Consider the following 20071-nt stretch of genomic DNA (forward strand, 5'->3'; position numbering starts at 1 on the left):
GCCGCGGGCCGTCAGGCGGGAGCGGAACCGGCACCAAGGATGTCGAGGACGTCCGTGCCATAGCGTTCGAGCTTCGCCGACCCGACGCCCGAGACCTTGGACAGGCCCGTCGGCGTATCGGGCATCGCCTCGGCGATGGCCATCAGGGTCGCGTCGGTGAAGATGACGAAGGCCGGAACCTCGGCCTCCCGCGCCGTCCGCAGCCGCCAGTCACGCAAGGCCTCGTAGACGGCCTCATCGTAGGTCGACGGGCAGTCCAGGCAGCGGCCGAGCTTTCGTTCGGCGGCGCTGCCCAGGAGCGTTCCGCACACCCGGCACGTTGGGGGCGTGGCAGCCTTCCGCCGCCGGACTCCGCCACCCGGGGTCCTGGCTGCCACCCGGCTGGAGGACTGCGGCCGCAATCCGTCCAGGAACCGCGAGGGCCTGCGGCTGGCGCGCCCGCCAGGCGTCCGAGCGGTCGACCACGTCAGCGACAGGTGCTTGCGGGCACGGGTGATGCCGACGTAGAGCAGCCGGCGTTCCTCGTCGTAGTCCCCCTGGTCCTCGGCGAACGAGATGGGCATCAGCCCCTCGCTGAGCCCGACCAGGAACACGGCGTCCCATTCCAGGCCCTTGGCTGAGTGCAGGGAGGCCAGCGTGACGCCCTGGACGGTCGGTGCATGCTGCGTGGCGGCTCGTTCGTCGAGTTCGGCCACGAACTCCAGCAGGGTGAACGGCGTTTCGCGATCGGCCCGGGCGGTAGCCAGTTCGTCGGCGAGCGCGACGAGGGCGGAGAGGGATTCCCACCGTTCACGTACCGCGCCACTGGCTGCGGGGGCCGTCGGGGAATAGCCCAGCGACGCCAGCACGTCCCGGCACAGCTGGGGAACGGCGTCGTCCGCCGGTTGGCGCGATGCCGCCCGCAGGGCGAGGATCGCGTCCCGGACCTCGCGGCGTTGGAAGAAGCGTTCTCCGCCGCGCAGCTGGTAACCGATCCCCGCAGCGGCGAGGGCCTGTTCGTAGGCCTGGGATTGGCCGTTGGTGCGGAAGAGCACGGCGATGCTGGCGGCGGGAACGCCGTTGTCCAGCAGGGCCTGGATGCGGCGGGCGACATGGCCGGCTTCGGCTTCGTCGTCGCTGCATTCGGTGAATTCGGGCTCCGGTCCCGCGGCGCGTTGGGCCAGCAGTTCCAGGGGCGCGGCCCACTGGACCTCCCGTCCGGCGACGCCGGGCTCGAGGCGGCGGGAGGAGAGCAGGCGGTTGGCCAGGTCCACCACCTGGGGCGTGGAACGGTAGTCGCGCACCAGGCGGACCACAGGTGCCTGCGGGTGCTCGACGGTGAAGTTCAGCAGGTGCGCCGGAGTGGCCCCGGTGAACGAATAGATGGTCTGGCTGGCGTCGCCGACCACGCAGAGCTCGTCGCGTCCGCCGAGCCAGAGGTTCAGCAGCCGCTGCTGGAGCGGGGAGACGTCCTGGTATTCGTCGACAACGAAGTGCCGGTATTGCTCGCGCACCGAGGCGGCGACGCGCGGGTCCTCGTCGAGGATGCCGACGGTCAGCAGTAGGACGTCCTCGAAGTCGATCACGTGGCGGTCGGATTTCACGTCCTCGTAGGACTGGAAGAGCCGGGCGACAGTGCGGTGCTCCAGCCCGGCCGGTTCCGCCCGCCCGGCGGCGGCCTCCAGGTAGCCCTCCGGGGTGTGCATGGAGACCTTCGCCCATTCGATCTCCGCGGCCAGGTCCCGGATGGACGCGCGGTCGGTGGAGATGCGCAGCCGGCGTGCTGCCTCGGCCACGAGTTGCGCCTTGTGGTCGACTATGGCCGGCAGTTGCCCGCCAATCGCCTGGGGCCAGAAGTACTGCAGCTGGCGCAGTGCCGCGGCGTGGAAGGTCCGGGCCTGCACGCCTCCGGCTTCCAGGTCGCGCAGCCGGGTGCGCATCTCGCTGGCCGCCCGGGAGGTGAAGGTGACGGCGAGGACCTGGTTCGGTTTGTAGACGGCCGTGTGCACTCCGTAGGCGATGCGGTGCGTGATGGCGCGGGTCTTGCCCGTTCCGGCCCCGGCCAGGACGCAGAGCGGTCCATTCAGCGTGGTCGCGACGGTCCGCTGTTCCTCGTCGAGGCCGCCGAGGATGCGCTCTTCCAGCGTGGTCATGCGTTCAGTTCTCCATCTGGCGTGGTTCGGGCAGCGGCCCACCGTACCAGTGTTCGATGAGGGCGCTGGAGATCGAGACCCCTGCTGGGACGCCGACGGACCCGTCGACGATCTCGCGGGCGAGTTCCTCCCGCGTGAACCACCGCAGGTCGATGATCTCCTCGCCATCGGGCACGACGGCGGTGGACTCCGCCTCCGCCGTGAACCCGAGCATGAGCGAGCACGGGAACGGCCACGGCTGGGATCCGGCGTACCTGGCGGTCCGGACCCGGATGCCGGCTTCCTCGCCGACTTCGCGCACCACGGCTTCCTCCAGGGATTCTCCGGGTTCCACGAATCCGGCCAGGGTGGAATAGCGGTGTCCACCCCACTGGGCGTTGGCACCGAGCAGGAGCCGGTCGTCGGCATCGGTGATGGCCACGATGATGGCCGGGTCCGTCCGGGGGAAGTGTTGGGTGCCGTCGCGCGGACAGACCCTGACCCACCCGCTGTGCACGATGTCGGTGGGCGATCCGCAGCGCGGGCAATGCGTATGGGTGGCATGCCAGTTGGCGATGGCGACCGCTTCGACGAACATCCCGGCATCCCGGGCCGCCAAGCCCGCGGCCACATCGCGCAGTCCCAGCCAATCGGCCTCGACCACACCGGCAGCCGGCGCCTCCGGCAGGTCCGCCAAGACGATCTCACGGCCCGCGGACCGGCCCAGGTAGACCAGGCGCGCATCCGCCGGCGCCTCCCGGGACCCCACGAGCACCAGCTCGCCATCATGTACCGGCGCCCGGCCCTTGGCCAACAGGAGCACCCGCGTGTCGGCGTCGTCCATCAGGGACGGAAGCCATGCGTCGTCGATGCGCCGCTCGCAGCCGCGGTCCACCTCGGTCCGGGCCAACGGCAGGTCCCCCAGGAGCGGATAGTCAAGGTGGGGCGCTGCAGTTGGTTCCTGGCGAAGTGTCATGTCCCTACCGTACTGAGCTTGGCCCCCAGCCCGCACACCGGGCCCCGCGGTGTGGACACGGCCTGCCGGGGTAATTTCGGGCCCTTCGTGTCGCGGTGTGACATGGACGGCGCAGGCGCGTTGGCTGTGCACTACCCGTGATTCCGGCGACTCGCCGCCCGGGGCGCACTGCTGCGGGGCCCGCTCGGCTTACGGTTGGGTACGTGAAAAGATCTCCCATGGAACTGGCCGCCATCGCGACCGCAGCGGTGCCCGGGTTGACCCCTGTCGGCGTCGCAGGCATCCCGGATGATCCCGACGACTTCGAGTCGGCGCTCATTATCGACGCGCAGCAGAACCGCTGGCGCGTCCGCTCGCCCCGCCACGAGGAATCCAGCATGCGCCTGGAGACGGAGCTGACCGCCCTGCGTTCCTTCACCCCGGGGATCCGCGCGTCCCTGCCCTTCCGGCTGCCGTCCGTCGCCGGAACCGTCCGCCAGGGAAGCCTGCGCACGTTCGTCTACAACCACCTCCCGGGCGCCGTGATGGACCTCGAGGACCTGGTGGCCGCCGGCGGGTCCACCGCGGCGGACATCGGGCGGATCATCGCCGCGATACACGCGCTGCCCGAGGATCTGGTCGACCGGGCCGATCTGCCGGTCTACACCGCCAACGAGTTCCGGCAACGGCGCTTGAACGAACTCGACCAGGCCGCCACGACCGGGCGCATCCCCCCGCGCCTGCTCCGCCGGTGGGAGCACGCCCTGGAGGACGTGGCCTTGTGGCGTTTCAACCCGCGCGTCGTGCACGGGGACCTCCACGAGGAAAACCTGCTTCTGGAGCATGGCAAGGTAGCCGCGGTGACCGGCTGGACCGACGTGCGCATCGGTGATCCCGCCGACGACTTCGCCTGGCTCGCCGCCGCCCACGAACAGTCCTTCACCGATTCCGTCGTGGAGTCCTACACCGCGACCCGCGGTGAACTGGCCGACCCGCACATCATGCGCCGTGCCGCCCTGGCCGCGGAGTTCGCCCTGGCCCAGTGGTTCACCCGTGGCCTGGCCACCAACGATGCCGAACGCATCGCCGAGGGCGAGCAGATGCTGCGCGACCTCGACGAGGACATCGCCGAATACGGCGGCCAGCCCCTCAGCATCGTCGAACCGCCCCGCATGGACATCAACGGCCAACCCCTCCCGGCCGCCGCTGCCGAGGAGCCCGCGGCGGAGACCCCCGGACCCGACGAGCCCGCGGCCGATGGTGGCGGGCAGCAGTCCCCTGCGGCGCTGGCGCCCTCCGGGGTCCCCCCGCAGCCGCCCGTGCCCCCGAAGGCCGGCGAAGCCCGCGTGTCGCACTGGGGTCCCGCCGAGGACAAAGCCCCCGAGGCCGACGCGGCAGACGGTGCGCCAGGCAATGGCGGGGCCGACGGCGAGCCGGAGGCGGCCGCCGAGGAGCCCGGCGACAGCGAGGCTCCCGGCGACAGCGAGGCTCCGGCGGGCAACGGGACCGATGCGTCCGGGCAGGCTGGCCGGGACGCCGAGGACGAGCAGGACCAGGCGACGGCTGGCGAGGGCCGGGAGGAACCCGGCACGGACGACGCCCCGGCCTTCCTGCGCGACATCGACGTCGCAGACGATGATCCCGCTGCCGGCGTTGCCGAGGAGCAGCCAGCCCCGGCCGGTCCCGGGGCCGAAACCGACGCCCTCCCGCTGGTCGTCGTCGACCCCGACAACGGCACGGCGCGCCCCGCCCAGGATCCCCCGGAGAAGTAGCCGCTAGCGCTGGGCCGTATCCGCCCCGGCCAGCGACCCGGCGACCAGTTCCTCCAGTTCGGCGGCGTCCGCTAACCGTTCCGGCCTGATCGTCACTCCGCGGCCAACGTAGTAAAAGGCCGCCTCCACGCTATCTAGCGGTACGTCGTGCAGACGCGACCACCCCAACCGGTAGACGGCCAGTTGCAGCGACTTGATCTCCAGGTCGCGGCCCGTGGGGACGCGTCCGGTCTTCCAGTCGACGAGCGTCCACACGGTCCGGCCGGAGTCGTCGCGGTCCTTGAAGACCGCATCGATGCGTCCGCGGACGTTGACCGGGCCGACGCGGGTCTCCAGCGGCACCTCGACGAAGGCCGGTTGGCGTTGGGCCCATTCGGAGGCCAGGAACTCGGCCTTCATCTCCTCAAGCCCGTACTGTTCCTCGATGTAGGCGTCGGCGGCCCCGGGGAACTCGCCCAAATCCAGCAGGCCCGTGGAACCGTAGTAGTCCTCGATCCATGCGTGGAAGGCCGTCCCCTTGCGTGCCGCCACCCCGGGTCGGCGCGGGACCGGACGACGCAGTTGCTCCAGGACCTGGCTGGCGTCGGTGGCCAGGTCGACGAACAGCGAGGCCCGGACGTGTTCCGGGACGCCGGTGGTATCCTGCGAGGCCGCGCGTTCGCGCTGCGCCGCCAGGAGGAGCCCGGCCTCGTGGTTCCAGGCCCGTCCGAAGTCAGTGGCCACCGGCGCTTCCTCCTCCCCGGTGCGCCCGCGCAACTCCACATGCCGCTGGACGTCGGCAGCGGCGGCCTCCAGCTGCCGTCTGCGTCCGGCACGCCCGGGTTGGACGACCCCGGCCCGGACGACCACCGGACCCTCGAGCGGGTCGTAGGGCCAGCTCGACTCCAACGGCTCCTCGCGGAAGGGATTCTGTTCCGGGGCGTCTTCGTCCGCGCACCAGCTGGCCACCCGAGCACAGGGGGTCGGCTCCTCGGCCAGCGGCAACAACTCGCGCAGGAACTTCGAAGGTTGCGTGGGCTTGGAACGCGACCCGGTCCAAACGGTGGCCGAACACAGCAGCAGGTCCTTGGCCCGCGTCAGCGCCACGTAGGCCAGCCGCCGTTCCTCGTCTTCGCCGTGTGCCAGCACGTCCGCGCGGAAGGCGGCTTCGGCCTCGACCGCGTCGAAGAGGCACGGCTGGTCCGTATCCCATTGCGGCAGGTCGTTCCGGTCACCGCGCAGGGGCCACGGCAAGGCCCCGTCCTCCTTGGTCCAGCGCGAGTCGGTCGAGGAGGGGAAGATGCCCTCGTTCATGCTCGGGATCGCCACGACATCCCATTCCAGGCCCTTCGAGGCATGGATGGTCAGCAGCTGCACGGCCTCGGTGCTGGCTTCCTGCTGGACGACTTCCAGGCCTCCTTCCTTGGCGGCGGCAGCGTCGAGCCAGGTGAGGAAGCCGGCCAGATCCGCACCAAGATCGGTATCGGAATAGCCAGCGGCGACATCGGCGAACGCGTCCAGGTGCCGGCGAGCGGCATGGATGTCGGCGCCGGGCTTGGCCGCGACCTCGATGTCGAGCAGAAGGGTGCGTTCAACCTCGTGGAGCAGGGTGGGCAAGTCGTCGGAGGCGAAGCTGCGCAGGTAGCGGATCTCGGCCTGCAGCGCCTGCAGCCGTTCCAGGGCAAGGGGGGTCAGCTGGCGGCCGGCCGAGGACGTCCAGTCGGCCGCCGGCAGGCGGTCCAGTGCCTCGATGAGGCTGGCCTCCTCGGCCAGTTCGCTGCGCGCCTCGGCGTGGTTGTCCGCAGCGTCGCTGTCCGCGGTGGCGACGTCGATCTGGCGCGCCTCACGGATGGCTGCCTCCCGACGACGTGCCAGAAACCGTGACCAGTCCGCGAACGCCATGAGGTCGGCCGGCCCCAGTCGCCACCGGGCCCCGGCCAGCAGGCGCAGCAGCGCGTCGGACCGGAGGGGGTCGACGAGGACGCGCAGCGTGGCCACGACGTCGACGATTTCCGGCATCGCCAGCAATCCGCCCAGGCCGACGATCTCGTACGGAACGCCCCGCTGGGTCAGCGCCTCGGCGATGCCGGCCAGAGCCGACCGCGTCCGGCACAGCACGGCCATGGTCGGGGGCTCCCCGTGCGCGGCCGTGAAGGCACGGCGTTCTTCGACCAGGCGTCCGGCGAGCCCGGCTGCCTCGTCGGCGCTGGTGGGGAACCGGGCCAACTCGACCCGGCCGGTACCGGCGAAGGGGCTCTGGACCAGTGGCGGGACGGCGATCGCGTGCGAGGCCCGGTTCGGGTCGATGCGGTTGAGCGGTGCGGAGACGGCATTGGCGGCCTCGAGCACGTTGACGGAATTGCGCCACGCGGTGGTCAGGAAGGCAACCGCCGAAGGCGTCCTGCCCCCGTCGGGGCCGGTGGCCGGGAATTCCTGCGGGAAGCGGAACAGCTGTCCGGCCGAGGCGCCGCGGAACCCGTAGATCGACTGGTTGGGATCCCCGACCGCGGTCACCGCATGGCCGCCGGTGAACAACGAGGAGAACAGGACCATCTGCGCGTGCGAGGTGTCCTGGAACTCGTCCAACAGCACCACCTTGAAGCGTTCCCGTTCGGCTTCCCCCGCCGTCGGGACGGTCCGGGCAATGCGGGCAGCCAGCGCGACCAGGTCGCCGTAGTCCAGCACGTTGCGCTCGGCCTTGGCCTGCGCATAGCGGACCGCCAGGTCGGCGATGGTGGCACGGGTGCGCAGCTTGTCCAGCAGCGCCGTCGCCTTCTGCGCCGGGGGCGTCTCCTTGCCGACCCGGTAGGGCAGTGCGGCAAGGCGTTCGACCTCGGAGAGCACATGGTCGCGGGCCGTGACGGGATCGACCAGGTGTTCTGCGCATTCCCCGGCGAACTGCACGACGGCGTCGACCAGTGTCGCCTTCGCGGCGCGGAGGTGCTCGTATTCGCCGTCGTACTCCTGGACGACCTTGAGGGACAGCTGCCAGGCCTGCGCGCTGCCCAGCAGCGTCGTGTCGGACTCGACGCCGATGCGCAGGCCGTGGTCCTGGACGAGCGTGTTGGCATATGAATGGTAGGTCGAGACGGCCGGTTCCAGCGGGGCCTCGTCCTCGGTGGCCGGCAGGATTCCGCTGTCGGCCAGGCGTGCCAGCTGCTGCCGGATGCGCTGGGCCAGTTCCCCGGCGGCCTTGCGGGTGAAGGTGACCCCGAGGATCTGGTCCGGCCTGACGTGTCCGTTGGCCACGAGCCAGACCACCCGGTCGGCCATGGTCGCCGTCTTGCCGGACCCGGCACCGGCAATCACGAGCATCGGGGCCAGCGGCGAGGAGATGATCGCCGACTGCTCGGCGGTCGGCTGGTGTTGGCCGAGCAGGTCGGCCAGCTCCTCCGGCGTGTACCGCCGGTGATCGTGCTGCTTCATTCGGTAACCTGCCGTCCTTCGTCGCACAAGGGGCATACCGACGGCAGGCGGCATCCGCTTCCGGTTCGTCCTGCCCGGGAGGGATCGTGCCGTGCCTGGAATCCATTGCCCGCCATCAGCCGGGCGGCGGCCAGGACCATGGGGGTGGCCCAGTCGTCGTCGCCGACCGGTTCCTGCGCCTGCTCCCCCGGGCTCTTCGCAGTGGTGCCGAGCTGGACCAGGGCGGCTCCCGCGGGCCGGGTGGGCAGCTCCGGGCCGAGGGCACCGGCGAGGACGGCGGCCTGGTAGCTGCCCAGTTGCGGATTGCGTTCGACCTCGGCCTTGGTCGGAGCGGACTTGCCGGTCTTGAGGTCCACGACGTAGGCGCGGCCCTCGGCATCGACCTCGAGCCGGTCGATGACCCCGCGCAGGCGGACGGTGATATCCGCGTCGGCAATCTCCACGTCGAAGTCCCGTTCGCGGGCCAGCAGCTCGCGGTCGTTGCCGCGCATCAGGATGGCGTACTGGGCCAACTTGCGCAGCATGGTCTCGGCCCGTTCGTGGTCCTTGGCCGTTTCCCAGGTCGGCGGCAGGTCCAGGTCCGGCCACCGCCGGTCAAGCTCCTCCAGGTATTCGTTGCCAGTTGCCGCCGGCAGGTCCTCGGCGATGGCGTGGACCAGGGTTCCCAGGCTGCGGGCCAGGTCTGTCGCCGGTTCGCCACCGGCGGCCTGGACGAACCAGTCCAGCGGTGATTCCAGGGCGGCCTGCACGCGCGAGGGCGAGACCCTGACCGGCTCGCCGGGCGGGTTGACGGGGGCGTCGGTGCTCGCGGGGAGCAGTCCCCACCACTCGGTGGGCCGGGCGCCGCGGATCCGTCCGGGTTGGTCGGCCAGCCGGGCCAGGACCGCTGCGGCGTCGTGGGCGGTTTCCTCCAGCTCGGGCACGGTGATGCCGTCCTCGAGGCGTTGGCGCAGGAGTGCCACCAGGGAGGCGAGGGTGCGTTCGCGTGGAACCGTCGTCATCGGCCGCGGCTCCTCCTGGTTGGTCCACGGCTGGACCAGGTCAAGGAACTGGGAGGGCTGGTGGTCCTCGGAGGCGACGCCGATGCAGACCAGGGTCTGCCCGGCCCGGGAGATGGCGCTGGCGAATGTCCGCAGTTCGTCCGCGCGGGTGGCCCGCAGGCGGGTGGCTGGATCGCGTTGTCCCAGGATCGCGGGGCCGTGTTCGAGGACGTCCGCCAGGGCGCTGCTACCCAGCAGTTCCCCGCGCAGCCGCGTGTTGGGCCAGATGCCCTCCTGGAGGCCGGGGACCAGCACCAGGTCCCATGCGTGGCCGACTGCCCCGGCTGGCGTCGCCACGGCGACCGACGACCCGCTGCCTCCGCGCGATGCCAGGGTGTCCATGGGTAGTTCCTGGCCGAGCACGTGGTCGGTGAACTGCCCCACCGTGGATCCTGGCAGCTGGTCCACGAAGCGTTCTGCAGCCTGGAACAGCGCCATGAGAGCGTCGAGGTCGTGGTCCGCCCGGGCACCGGCGGCTCCGCCCTCGACTGCTGCCTGCCGCCAGGGGGTTTCCAGGCCCGACGCCGACCACAAGGCCCAGAGCGCGGTCTCGGCGTTGGCCGAGGGCTGGGACAGTTCATCGACCAGGGCAGCGAGCATGCGTGCCAGCCGTTCGGCGCCGCGGCCTTCGCGCCCGTGGCCGGTCAGCCGCGACGGGTCGCCCAGGATGCCGCGGAGCAGTTCGGTGCTGGATCGTTGGCCTCCGGCAACGCGCTCCTGACGGCGCAGCACCTGGCGCAGGCGGCGGATGTCCAGGGCGCTGGAGGCCCCGTACCGCGAGGCCAGGAGTGCTTCGACGGTGCCCGCCTCGGGCATGGGAGGTGCTGCCGCCGAGACGTCGGCCCCGGACGGGGATGTGTCGTGGGCGGTCGGGCCGGCTGACGTCGCAAGGCCGATCTTCAACAGCGTCAGCAGGGGGCGGACGGCCGGTTCGTCCCGCAAGGGCATCTCCGCCCGCGGCACGTTGACGGGGATGCCCTGCGCCGCAAGGTGTCGCGAAATGGCGGCGACCTGGCCACCGTTGCGCACCACCACGGCCATCGAGTCCAGGGCCCGGCCCCCCATCAGGTGCTCCTCCAGGAGTCGCTGGGTGACCAGGCGCAGTTCGTGCACCGGGGACTGCACCAGATGGACCTCGACGTTCCCCCGCGGCGGTTCCACGTCCCCGGATGCGTCACCATCGTGTGCGTCCACCTCGGCGTTTCCTTCGCGCAGGCGGCGTCCGGCCCCGCCGGTGGTGACGGGTATCCGCCCGGCCACCCGCGTCCACGCCTCGGCGATGGCGGGTCTCATCCGCCAGGAGGTGTCCAGCTCCAGGGCATTTGCCGGCTGCCGGTCCGTGCCGTAGTAGGAGTCGAAGCGCCCGAGCAGGTCTGGCCTGGCCCCGCGGAAACCCTGGACCGCGTTGTCCGGGGAGGCAAAGGCGAGCAGGTCGCGCCCGGAGGCCAGCAGCCGCAGGAGCCGGTGCTGGGCCGGATTGGCTTCCTGCAAGTCGTCGACCACGAGCAGCGTGAGCCGGTCCCGTTCGTCCTCGAGCAGGCCGGGGTTGCCCTCCAGGAGATCGGCCGCCGCGGTGATCAGTCCCGCGGGATCGAACGCCTCGCTGCTGCCCAGATCCAGCAGGTCGCGGTATTCCTGGTACAGCGCCGCGGAGGCGGTCCACTCGGGGCGCAGGCAGCGCCGCCCCAGATCCTCCAGGTCACCGGCCTCGAGGCCGTATTCGGCCAGCCGGTCGAAGAGTTCGCGGATCTCCTTGCGGAAACCGCGGGTCCCGATGGCCTCCCCCAGCGAGTCCGGCCACACCGGGCCTCGGGTGATCCCCGTGGCGTGGCCGGCGAGCAGTTCGGCGATCAGCGTGTCCTGCTCGGGGCCGGACAGCAGCCGGGGCGGGCGTTCGACCGCGGGGAGGAAGCCCTCCAGGCGTGCCCTGCGGATGAGGTCGAAGGCGTAGGCAGCCCAGGTGCGGACCGCGGGTTCGGAGAACGTCGCGTCCGAGGCCGCCGAAAGCCGGTCGCGCAGGTCGCCGGCGGCCGTCCGCGACGGGGCAATGACCAGCAGCGCCTCCGGTGGATGCCCCGCGTCAAGGCGCCGGACGACGACCTCCAGCAGTGTGCTGGTCTTCCCGGTTCCCGGAGCCCCGAGGACGAGCACCGGCCCGTGGCCGGGCTCCAGGGCGAGGATGCGGTCCCGGGCGGGCTCATGAATCCGGTCCGTGGTTTCCATGCCCTCCATCAGAGCATGTGCCCCTGACAGTTGGACGTGGCCGGAGCGGTGCCGGCCAGATCGGCGGCGACGGCGTCCAGGAATGCGAACCCGGCATCGTCGGGCTGCCACCTGGCGGCTGCCAGCCGTATCCTGCCTCGGTGCATCGGGATCTCCTCCTCCGTCCAATGTTCCTTGGCCCGCTCGATCAGTCCGTCCGGCAGCGTCCCATCGGCGCGCACCACCCGCCACCACGGCACGTTCCGTCCCGTGGACTGCGACATCGCGGCGCCGACTTGCCGTGGACCGCCGGAACCGAGCAGCTCGGCGATGTCCCCGTACGTCAGCACGCAGCCCGGCGGGATGGCCCCGGCGAGGCGGTACACGGCATCATCGTAGGGCTGTGGCATGCCTCCCAGCATAAGTGCGGATCGGCGGGGCCGGCGCCGAATCGTCGGCTGGGGACGATAGCGTTGTGCCATGGACCTTTGGCATCAGCTTCCCCGGGCAGCATTCGATCTCGAGACCACCGGCAAGGACCCGCTGCAGGCGCGGATCGTGACCGCATCGGTGGTGATCGTCAACGCCCGGCAGGAAATCATCAACCACCGCGAATGGCTCGTGAACCCCGGCGTCCCGATCCCGGAGGAGGCCTCGGCCGTGCATGGCGTGAGCACCGAGCGTGCGGTGGCCTCCGGCGTCGATCCCGCTGTTGCCGTCGCAGAGATCTCGCTCCATCTCCGGGACCTGTTCCAGACCATGCCGGTCATGGCCTTCAACGCCAGCTACGACTTCACGGTGTTGGCGCGTGAGGGGGCGCGCCACGACGTGCCGGGCCTGGCCCCCCTGCCGGTGATCGACCCCTACATCATCGACAAGCGCGTGGACCGCTACCGGCGGGGAAAGCGTACGCTCGCGGCGCTCTGCGACCACTACGGCGTGCCACTGCGCAACGCCCACACCTCGGTTGCCGACGCGGCCGCCACCATCGGCGTCGCCGATGCCCAGGCCCTGAGGTATGCGCGGGAACTGGCCATCGACCCCAGCGAGCTGCACCAGCAGCAGGTCCTGTGGGCGGCGGAGCAGGCCGCCAGCCTGCAGGAGTACTTCCGGCGCAAGGACCCCGCCGCCGTCGTCGACGGCGCCTGGCCGGTCCGCTGAACCGCGCCCTGTAGCCTGCAAGGCCGTGGCCTGCAGGGCGGTTCTTCCGGCCCGGGCGCATCGCAGGTCGCGACCTCGAGAGACACGTCACGAAAATTCCGGCCCCTCCCGGTGGCCGTTCCCCGACGGGCGGTTCTTTCCATCCAGCTGGTCCATGTCGCATGCGTTTCTCTGAAACGAGCTGAAGCGCCGAACAACATTCGATGAGCTTCTTGTTTTTAGCTCCTCGATTCGATTTTGAGTTGAACTTGCGAGCTGGTGGAATGGAATTATTCGATTCCCTGCTGTCCCCCGTGGGACCGCTTGTCACTTCCAGCCGGAAAGAACACTCATGCCGAAGTTCCGCTTGTCCCTTGCCAAGTTCGCTGCCGTCGCAGCCGTTGCCACCCTCGGCCTGACCGCCTGCGGCGGCGGTTCCGACGAGGCAGCAGCGCTGCCGACCGATCTGAAGACCGTGACCATCGGGGTCGCCGACGGCGCCGAGCCGTACTGGCAGGTGTACAAGAAGGTCGTCAAGGACGAGACCGGCGTCGATGTCGAGTTCAAGAACTTCTCCGACTACAACCAGCCGAACCCCGCCCTGGACCAGAAGCAGCTGGACCTGAACGAGTTCCAGCACCTGCAGTACCTGGCGACCTACAACACCAAGAACAACAAGAACCTGCAGCCCATCGGCGCGACGGCTGTCTACCCGCTGCCCCTGTACTCGACGAAGTACGACTCCCCCGAGCAGATCCCGCAGGGGTCCCAGATCTCGATCCCCAACGACCCGACCAACCTGGCCCGGTCGCTGATCGTCCTGGAGAACGCAGGCCTGATCCAGGTCAAGGGCGGCGCGAACTCCACCTCGACCCCGGCGGAGATCGACACCGAGGCATCGAAGGTCGAGGTCGTCACCGTTGACGCGAAGATGACGGCGCAGAACCTCAACTCGCTGGCAGGGGCCATCGTGAACAACAACTTCGCCACCGCCGCCAAGCTCAGCGAAGACGACATCATCAGCCAGGACGACCCCTCCGCCGAGTCGACCAAGCCGTACATCAACGCGTTCGTCGCCCGTGACGAGGACAAGTCGAACCCGACCCTGCTGAAGATCGCCTCCCTTTACCACGATCCCGAGGTTGTCGAGGCCATCAAGAAGGACCTGGGCGACGGTGGCGTGTTCAAGGAGAACTCACCCGAGGACCTCCAGGCAGCCCTGAAGGTCATCGAGGACAACATGACGGGTTCCAAGTAACCGACCGGACCCCGCCAGCCAGAGCCGCTGTGGCACCCGCGCCGGAGAACCCGGCGCCGGGGCCGCAGCGGTTTTTGCGGGTACGGCACCATCCACAGCGAGAAAGGACCCGCGGTGACCTCCATCGTCAGCTTCCGCAATGTCTCCAAGGCCTACCCCGGCCGCGGGGCCGCCAAGGGCAAACCCGTCCATGCACTCCGCGACGTCACCTTCGACATCGAGAAGGGGTCGATCACCGGGGTGATCGGCTACTCGGGCGCAGGCAAGAGCACCCTGGTCCGCCTGATCAACGCCCTGGAACTGCCCACCGGGGGCAGCCTCGTCGTCAACGACCGCGAGCTCACCGGCATGGGCGAGAGGCAGTTGCGCGGCCTGCGCGGTGGCATCGGCATGATCTTCCAGCAGTTCAACCTGTTCAATTCCCGCACCGTGGCCAAGAACGTCGAGTACCCGCTCATCGTCGCCGGCTGGCCGAAGGCCGAACGGGCCGCACGGGTCGCCGAGCTGCTGGAGTTCGTCGGGATCGCCGACAAGGCACGGCAGTTCCCCAGCCAGCTCTCCGGCGGGCAGAAGCAGCGCGTGGGCATCGCCCGCGCGCTGGCCACCAATCCGGAGCTGCTTCTGGCCGACGAGGCCACCAGCGCCCTGGACCCGGAGACCACCACCGAGGTCCTGTCCCTGCTCAAGCGGGTCAATGAGGAGTTCGGCACCACCGTCGTGGTAATCACGCACGAGATGCACGTGGTCCGGTCGATCTGCGACCACGTGGCGGTCATGGAGCAGGGATCGCTCCTCGAACACGGGCACGTGTACGACGTCTTCGCCTTTGCGCAGAACCCCGCGACCCGGAAGTTCATCAGCAGCACGATCGCCGACAAGCCGAGCCCGGATACCGTGGCCCGCCTGCAGGAGCTGCACCCGGGTCGCCTGGTGACCATCACCATTTCGGAGGCCCCCGGCAGCGGGGCAGGATCGAACCAGCGCGACATCTCCTCCTTGCTCGCCTCCTACCCCGCGGTCCACGACTCGGTGGTCTACGGCTCGGTGACCGAAATCGCGCAGCGTCCCTTCGGGTCGCTGACCTACGTCCTCGAGGGGCCCGATGCGGACCTCGATGCGCTCATCGAGGGCTTGTCCCACCTCACGACCGTGCAGCAGTGGCCGGTGGCCACCGCCGGCGGTGCCGACGACGAAGGAGCACAGCGATGATCGACTGGACCACCATGGGCCCGCAGCTGGCGGACTCCATCCAGCAAACCCTGTTCATGGTCATCATCACGATGATCATCGGCGGCATCCTCGGCCTGCTCATCGGCATCCTGCTCTATGCCACGCGGCCGGGGAACATCCTGCAGAACACCGTGCTGTTCAACGTGTTGAACTTCGTGATCAACATCGTGCGGCCGATCCCGTTCATCATCTTCATCTCGCTGGTCGGGCCGTGGACGCTGGCGGTGATCGGGACCTCGATCGGCACCGAAGCCGCCATCTTCCCCATGACCCTGATGACCGCCGTCGTCCTGGGACGCATCGTCGAGCAGAACCTCGTCGGCGTCGATCCCGGTGTGGTCGAGGCGGCCCGGGCCATGGGCTCCAGCCGCGCGCGGGTCCTGTTCGATGTCGTGCTGCGCGAATCGCTCGCCCCGCTGGTGCTCGGCTACACGTTCATTTTCATCGGTGTCGTGGACATGTCAGCGGTGGCCGGGTACATCGGCGGCGGCGGCCTGGGTGACCTGGCCATCACCTACGGCTACCAGCAGTTCAACTACGCCGTGACCCTGCTCGCGGTGGCGGTCATCGTGGTCATCGTCCAGTTGGCCCAGCTGCTGGGCAACTTCCTCGCCAAGCGCATGCTGCACCGGTAACCCCCCCGGACACGGAAGAAGGCGGTGTTCCCGGTCGGACCGGGAACACCGCCTTCTGGCTGCCCGGGACCTGGGCGGATCTGCCCTAGGTCTGCGGCGTGGCCGCCGCCGCGGCGCGGGCGGCGGCGGGCAGGGCAGCGACGATGCGCTCCATGGCCGCGTCGTCGTGGGCCGCGGAGAGGAACCAGGCCTCGAAGACGCTCGGGGGCAGGTAGACCCCGGACTCCAGCATGGAATGGAAGAACGGCGCGTACCGGAAGGCCTCCTGGCCCTGGGCCTGTGCGTAGTCGTGGACCCCGTGCCGCGAGGTCCCGAACGCCACGGAAAACAGGTTCCCGGCCGTCTGGATGGAGTAGTCGACACCTGCGGCGTCCAACGCTGCCCCCAGTTCGGCCTGCAACTGGCTGCTGCGGGCATCGACGTGCGCATAGACCTCCTCGGTAGCATGGGTCAGCGTCGCGATGCCCGCGGCCATCGCCACGGGGTTACCGGACAGCGTGCCGGCCTGGTAGACAGGCCCCAGCGGGGCGAGGTAGTCCATGACCTCGGCCCGGCCGCCCAGCGCGGCGGTGGGCAGGCCACCGCCGATGACCTTGCCGAACGTGAACAGGTCCGGCGTCCATCCCTCCCGGGCGCCGGTCAGGCCCCAATAGCCGGCGGGGCCGGTGCGGAACCCGGTGAGGACCTCATCGAGGATCAGCAGCGCACCGTGGGCGGAGGTGATCCGCGACAGGGCCGCGTTGAACCCCTCGGCCGGGGAGACCACGCCCATGTTGGCGGGGGCCGCCTCGGTGATGACCGCGGCGATGCGGGGCCCGTGCTCGGCGAAGGCCGCCTCGACGGCGGCGACGTCGTTGTAGGGCAGCACCAGGGTCTCGGCGGCGGTGGCGGCGGTGACCCCGGCCGATCCGGGCAGGGCCAGGGTCGCCAGGCCGGAGCCGGCGGAGGCCAGCAAGCCGTCCAAGTGCCCGTGGTAGCAGCCGGCGAACTTCACGACGAGGTCGCGGCCGGTGTAGCCGCGGGCCAGCCGGATGGCGGTCATGGTCGCCTCCGTGCCCGTGGAGACCATGCGCAGCCGTTCGACGGCGGGGACCCGGCCGGTGACGAGCCGGGCCAGGCCCGCCTCGTCGGGGGTGGATGCGCCGAAGGACAGGCCACGGTCCACGGCGGCGTGCACGGCCTCCTGGACGGCGGGGTGCTTGTGGCCCAGCAGTGCCGGCCCCCAAGAGCAGACGAGGTCGACGTAGTCGTTGCCGTCGGCGTCGGTGAGGTGGGCGCCGTCGGCCCCGACGATGAACGGGGGGACGCCGCCGACGGAGCCGAAGGCCCGCACGGGCGAGTTCACTCCCCCGGGCATCAGCGAGCGGGCGCTGTCGAAGAGTTCCTGCGAGGCGGTCATGGTCAGTTTCCTTCCTTCAGCCAGCCGGCCAGTTCGGCGGCCCAGTAGGTCAAGACGGTGTCGGCACCGGCGCGGCGGATGGAGAGCACCGATTCGGTGATGGCTGCCCGGCGGTCGATCCAGCCGTTCGCGGCGGCGGCCTCGATCATCGCGTACTCCCCCGAGATCTGGTAGGCGGAGACGGGAACCGGGGACATCGCGGCGACGTCGGCCAGGATGTCCAGGTAGCTCATGGCCGGCTTGACCATGATGAGATCGGCGCCCTCCTCCAGGTCGAGCTCGACCTCATGGAGTGCCTCGCGGCGGTTGGAGGCGTCCATCTGGTAGGTCCGGCGGTCGCCGGAGAGCTGCGAGTCGACGGCTTCGCGGAACGGTCCGTAGAACGCCGAGGCGTACTTCGCGGCGTAGGCCAGCACGGGGGTGTCCTCGAAGCCGGCGGCGTCGAGCGCCTGCCGGATGACGGCGACCTGGCCGTCCATCATGCCCGAGGGGGCGACCATGTGGGCGCCGGCCTCGGCCTGGGCGACGCCCATCCTGCCGTAGATCTCCAGGGTCGCGTCGTTGTCCACGCGTCCCCGGGCGTCCAGGACACCGCAGTGGCCGTGGTCGGTGAACTCGTCGAGGCAGAGGTCGGATATGACGACGATGTCGTCCCCGACCTCGGAGCGGACGTCGGCGATGGCCCGGTTGAGCACGCCATCGGGGTCGAGTCCGGCGCTGCCGGTGGCATCACGGACGGCGGGGACGCCGAAGAGCATGAGCCCGCCCAGGCCCAGCTCGGCGGCCTCGGCGGCGGCGCGCTTGAGCGAGTCGGTGGTGTGCTGGACGACGCCGGGCATGGACTCGATCTGTCGGGGGTCGGTGAGGTCCTCGCGGATGAAGGCGGGGAGGATCAGCTGGCGGGGGGCCAGGTCGACTTCGGCGACGAGGCGGCGCATCGCCGCGGTGGTGCGCAGCCGGCGGGGCCGGTGGGTGGGGAAAGACATCGTGGCCTTCGACTTTCTGCCGCAAGGGGCACTCGGGGACTTCGGGGTTCGGAACGCGCGGGTGGGTGGCAGCGGGTCAGCTGCCCGGTGGGGAGGCATGGCGGACGGCGTGCTCCCAGGCATCGGCCAGTCCGGCGGGGGTCGGCAGGACCGCGACCGCGGCCGGTTCCCAGCCGTGGCGGCGCATTTCGGCGGCCGTCGAATCGCCGATGGCGATGCCATCGATCCCGGCTGGTGTGTCGCCGGCCAGGGCCAGGTAGCGGCGCACGATGCTCGGCGAGGTGAGCAGCACCGCCTGGACCGCATCGGGAACACCGCCGGCCGCGGCCAGCTCCGCGGGTCCAAGGTCGGGCTGGGGTTCCCCCGTGCCGGGTGCGGCCAGGCGGCGTGCCGGATCGGCGGGGGCGTCCACAGTGCAATAGGCCGTGGCGACGCGGGCCTCGGCCCCCCACGCGCGCAGGCCGTCGGCCAGGGTCGGTGCCGCGAGGTCGGCCTGCGGCATGAACACCGTGGTGCCGGCCGACGGGCGGTCCTGCTGCGGCCATTCGGCCAGCATGCCCCGGGCCGAGTGGTCGTGGACCGGGCGGAAATCCACGCGCAGGCCCGCATCTGCCGCGGCCGCGGCGGTCGCCTCCCCCACGACGGCCACCCGGGTGGCCGGCGGCACGTCCAGTGCATCGGGGGCTCCCGCGGGGGCCTGCCGGAGCTCGGCGGCCCGCCGGCACAGCGCCTGCACTGTGGACCGGGAGGTGAGCAGGAGCCAGTCGAAGCCGCCGTCGAGCAGGCGCCGCACCCCGTCGTCGAACTGCGTGGTGTCCTCGGGCAGCTCGACGTCGATCAGCGGGCACAGCACGGTGGCCGCACCGCGGGCTGCCAGCTCGGCGAGGGTGGGTCCGGCGCGGTCCGCGCTGCGCAACAGCAACGCGGTCCGGCCCGCCAGGGGTGGGCGGTCGGGCACCTAGAGCCCCGCCAGTTCGGCTGCCCCGGCGTCGAGCAGTTCCTCGGCCAGGGCAACACCCACGGCGTGGGCGCCGTCCCGGTCCGCTGCCGTGGCGGTGGCGCTGCGGCGCAGTGTCGCACTGCCATCCGGGGCGCAGACCACGCTGGTGAGCACGAGGTCGCCGTCGAGAAGCCGGGCCAGGGCGCCGATCGGTGCGGCGCAGCCGGCCTCGAGGCGGCCGAGCAGGGCGCGTTCGGCGGTGATGGCCAGCCGGGTGGGTTCGTCGTCGAGCGCCTGCAGGGCGGCGTCGACCTCCGGGTTGCCGGTTCCCGCGGTGCGGACCTCCACGGCCAGGGATCCCTGCCCGGGTGCGGGCAGCATGATCTCCGGGTCGAGGTACTCGGTGATGTGCGCTGCGAGTCCGAGGCGCTCCAGGCCCGCTGCCGCCAGCACGACGGCGTCGAGGTCGCCCTGGATGCCCCGGCCCACCCCGCCGTCGTCCTCGGGGGTGGCCGAGCCGGCGACCCGGCCCAGCCGGGTGCCGACGTTGCCGCGGATGTCCACGATCTGCAGGTCCGGTCGGGCGGCTTTCAGCTGCGCGCCGCGGCGCGGGGACCCGGTGCCGACCTTCGCCCCGACCGGCAGCTGGTCCAGGCGCAGCCCGTCACGGGCGCACAGGGCGTCGCGGACGTCCACGCGGGCCGGGGTGGCGGCGATGACCAGGCCCTCGGGCTGGGTGGTGGGCAGGTCCTTGAGCGAGTGCACGGCCACGTCGCAGCCGCCGTCGAGCAGCGACAGGCGCAGGGCGGCGGCGAACACGCCGGTGCCGCCGAGCTGGGACAGCGGCCCGCTGGTGACATCGCCTTCGGTCTTGACGCGGACCAGCTCGTAGCCGGCGCCGCTGGTGGAGGCCAGGGCGTCGGCGACGGTCGTCGTCTGGGTCATGGCCAGCGCGGAACCGCGCGTCCCGACCCGGAAGCCGGGTGCCGGCGTCGTGC

General features: G+C 70.8%; 14 protein-coding genes. 5 read left to right on the top strand and 9 right to left on the bottom strand.

Going from position 1 to position 20071, the window contains the following annotated elements:
- Positions 1-11 precede the first annotated feature (11 nt).
- On the bottom strand, positions 12-2132 hold the full coding sequence (locus tag AB8M85_RS06405; RefSeq protein ID WP_372697947.1) for an ATP-dependent DNA helicase UvrD2: 2121 nt from the start codon (positions 2130-2132) through the stop codon (positions 12-14).
- 4 nt (positions 2133-2136) lie between these two features.
- Positions 2137-3087, bottom strand: a complete 951-nt coding sequence (gene nudC / locus AB8M85_RS06410; RefSeq protein ID WP_372697948.1) for an NAD(+) diphosphatase — start codon at positions 3085-3087, stop codon at positions 2137-2139.
- Positions 3088-3290: 203 nt separating this feature from the next.
- Here nudC and AB8M85_RS06415 point away from each other — a divergent pair, with 203 nt between their 5' ends.
- Positions 3291-4838 (top strand): phosphotransferase, encoded by a 1548-nt coding sequence (locus tag AB8M85_RS06415; RefSeq protein WP_372697949.1) that lies wholly within the window; start codon positions 3291-3293, stop codon positions 4836-4838.
- Between the two features lie 3 nt (positions 4839-4841).
- Here AB8M85_RS06415 and AB8M85_RS06420 read toward each other — a convergent pair whose 3' ends face one another.
- The 3 genes from AB8M85_RS06420 to AB8M85_RS06430 are packed head-to-tail and all read right to left on the bottom strand — an operon-like array spanning position 4842 to position 11895.
- The gene (locus AB8M85_RS06420) at positions 4842-8243 is read right to left on the bottom strand and encodes an ATP-dependent DNA helicase (protein WP_372697950.1); all 3402 of its coding nucleotides are present in this window, start codon (positions 8241-8243) and stop codon (positions 4842-4844) included.
- A complete protein-coding gene (locus AB8M85_RS06425) occupies positions 8240-11506 on the bottom strand; it encodes an ATP-dependent helicase (RefSeq protein ID WP_372697951.1) in 3267 nt (1088 codons plus the stop codon). The genes AB8M85_RS06420 and AB8M85_RS06425 overlap by 4 nt, the downstream gene beginning before the upstream one ends.
- Positions 11507-11514: 8 nt before the next feature.
- Positions 11515-11895: an MGMT family protein gene (locus AB8M85_RS06430; protein WP_372697952.1), complete on the bottom strand. Its 381-nt coding sequence runs from the start codon at positions 11893-11895 to the stop codon at positions 11515-11517.
- A gap of 70 nt (positions 11896-11965) precedes the next feature.
- Between AB8M85_RS06430 and AB8M85_RS06435 the strand changes: the two genes are divergently transcribed.
- From AB8M85_RS06435 to AB8M85_RS06450, 4 genes are all read left to right on the top strand, one after another.
- Positions 11966-12646: a 3'-5' exonuclease gene (locus tag AB8M85_RS06435; protein ID WP_372697953.1), complete on the top strand. Its 681-nt coding sequence runs from the start codon at positions 11966-11968 to the stop codon at positions 12644-12646.
- 331 nt (positions 12647-12977) lie between these two features.
- Complete coding sequence (locus AB8M85_RS06440) at positions 12978-13883, top strand: MetQ/NlpA family ABC transporter substrate-binding protein (protein WP_372697954.1); 906 nt, start codon at positions 12978-12980, stop codon at positions 13881-13883.
- Between the two features lie 114 nt (positions 13884-13997).
- A complete protein-coding gene (locus tag AB8M85_RS06445) occupies positions 13998-15092 on the top strand; it encodes a methionine ABC transporter ATP-binding protein (protein ID WP_372697955.1) in 1095 nt (364 codons plus the stop codon).
- A complete protein-coding gene (locus AB8M85_RS06450; RefSeq protein ID WP_372697956.1) occupies positions 15089-15748 on the top strand; it encodes a methionine ABC transporter permease in 660 nt (219 codons plus the stop codon). Before AB8M85_RS06445 ends, AB8M85_RS06450 begins: the two co-directional genes overlap by 4 nt.
- Before the next feature lie 85 nt (positions 15749-15833).
- Here AB8M85_RS06450 and hemL read toward each other — a convergent pair whose 3' ends face one another.
- The 4 genes from hemL to hemC all read right to left on the bottom strand — a co-directional run bounded on the left by hemL (position 15834) and on the right by hemC (position 20018).
- Positions 15834-17147, bottom strand: coding sequence for a glutamate-1-semialdehyde 2,1-aminomutase (hemL, locus tag AB8M85_RS06455; RefSeq protein ID WP_372697957.1), 1314 nt, complete (start codon positions 17145-17147; stop codon positions 15834-15836).
- Between the two features lie 2 nt (positions 17148-17149).
- Positions 17150-18133: a porphobilinogen synthase gene (gene hemB, locus AB8M85_RS06460; RefSeq protein WP_372697958.1), complete on the bottom strand. Its 984-nt coding sequence runs from the start codon at positions 18131-18133 to the stop codon at positions 17150-17152.
- Between the two features lie 76 nt (positions 18134-18209).
- Positions 18210-19091, bottom strand: a complete 882-nt coding sequence (locus AB8M85_RS06465; RefSeq protein WP_372697959.1) for a uroporphyrinogen-III synthase — start codon at positions 19089-19091, stop codon at positions 18210-18212.
- Positions 19092-20018, bottom strand: a complete 927-nt coding sequence (hemC, locus tag AB8M85_RS06470) for a hydroxymethylbilane synthase (protein ID WP_372698537.1) — start codon at positions 20016-20018, stop codon at positions 19092-19094. It lies immediately after the preceding gene.
- Positions 20019-20071 lie beyond the last annotated feature (53 nt).

It is taken from the genome of Arthrobacter sp. JSM 101049 (assembly GCF_041679245.1).
Classification (GTDB): domain Bacteria; phylum Actinomycetota; class Actinomycetes; order Actinomycetales; family Micrococcaceae; genus Arthrobacter_H.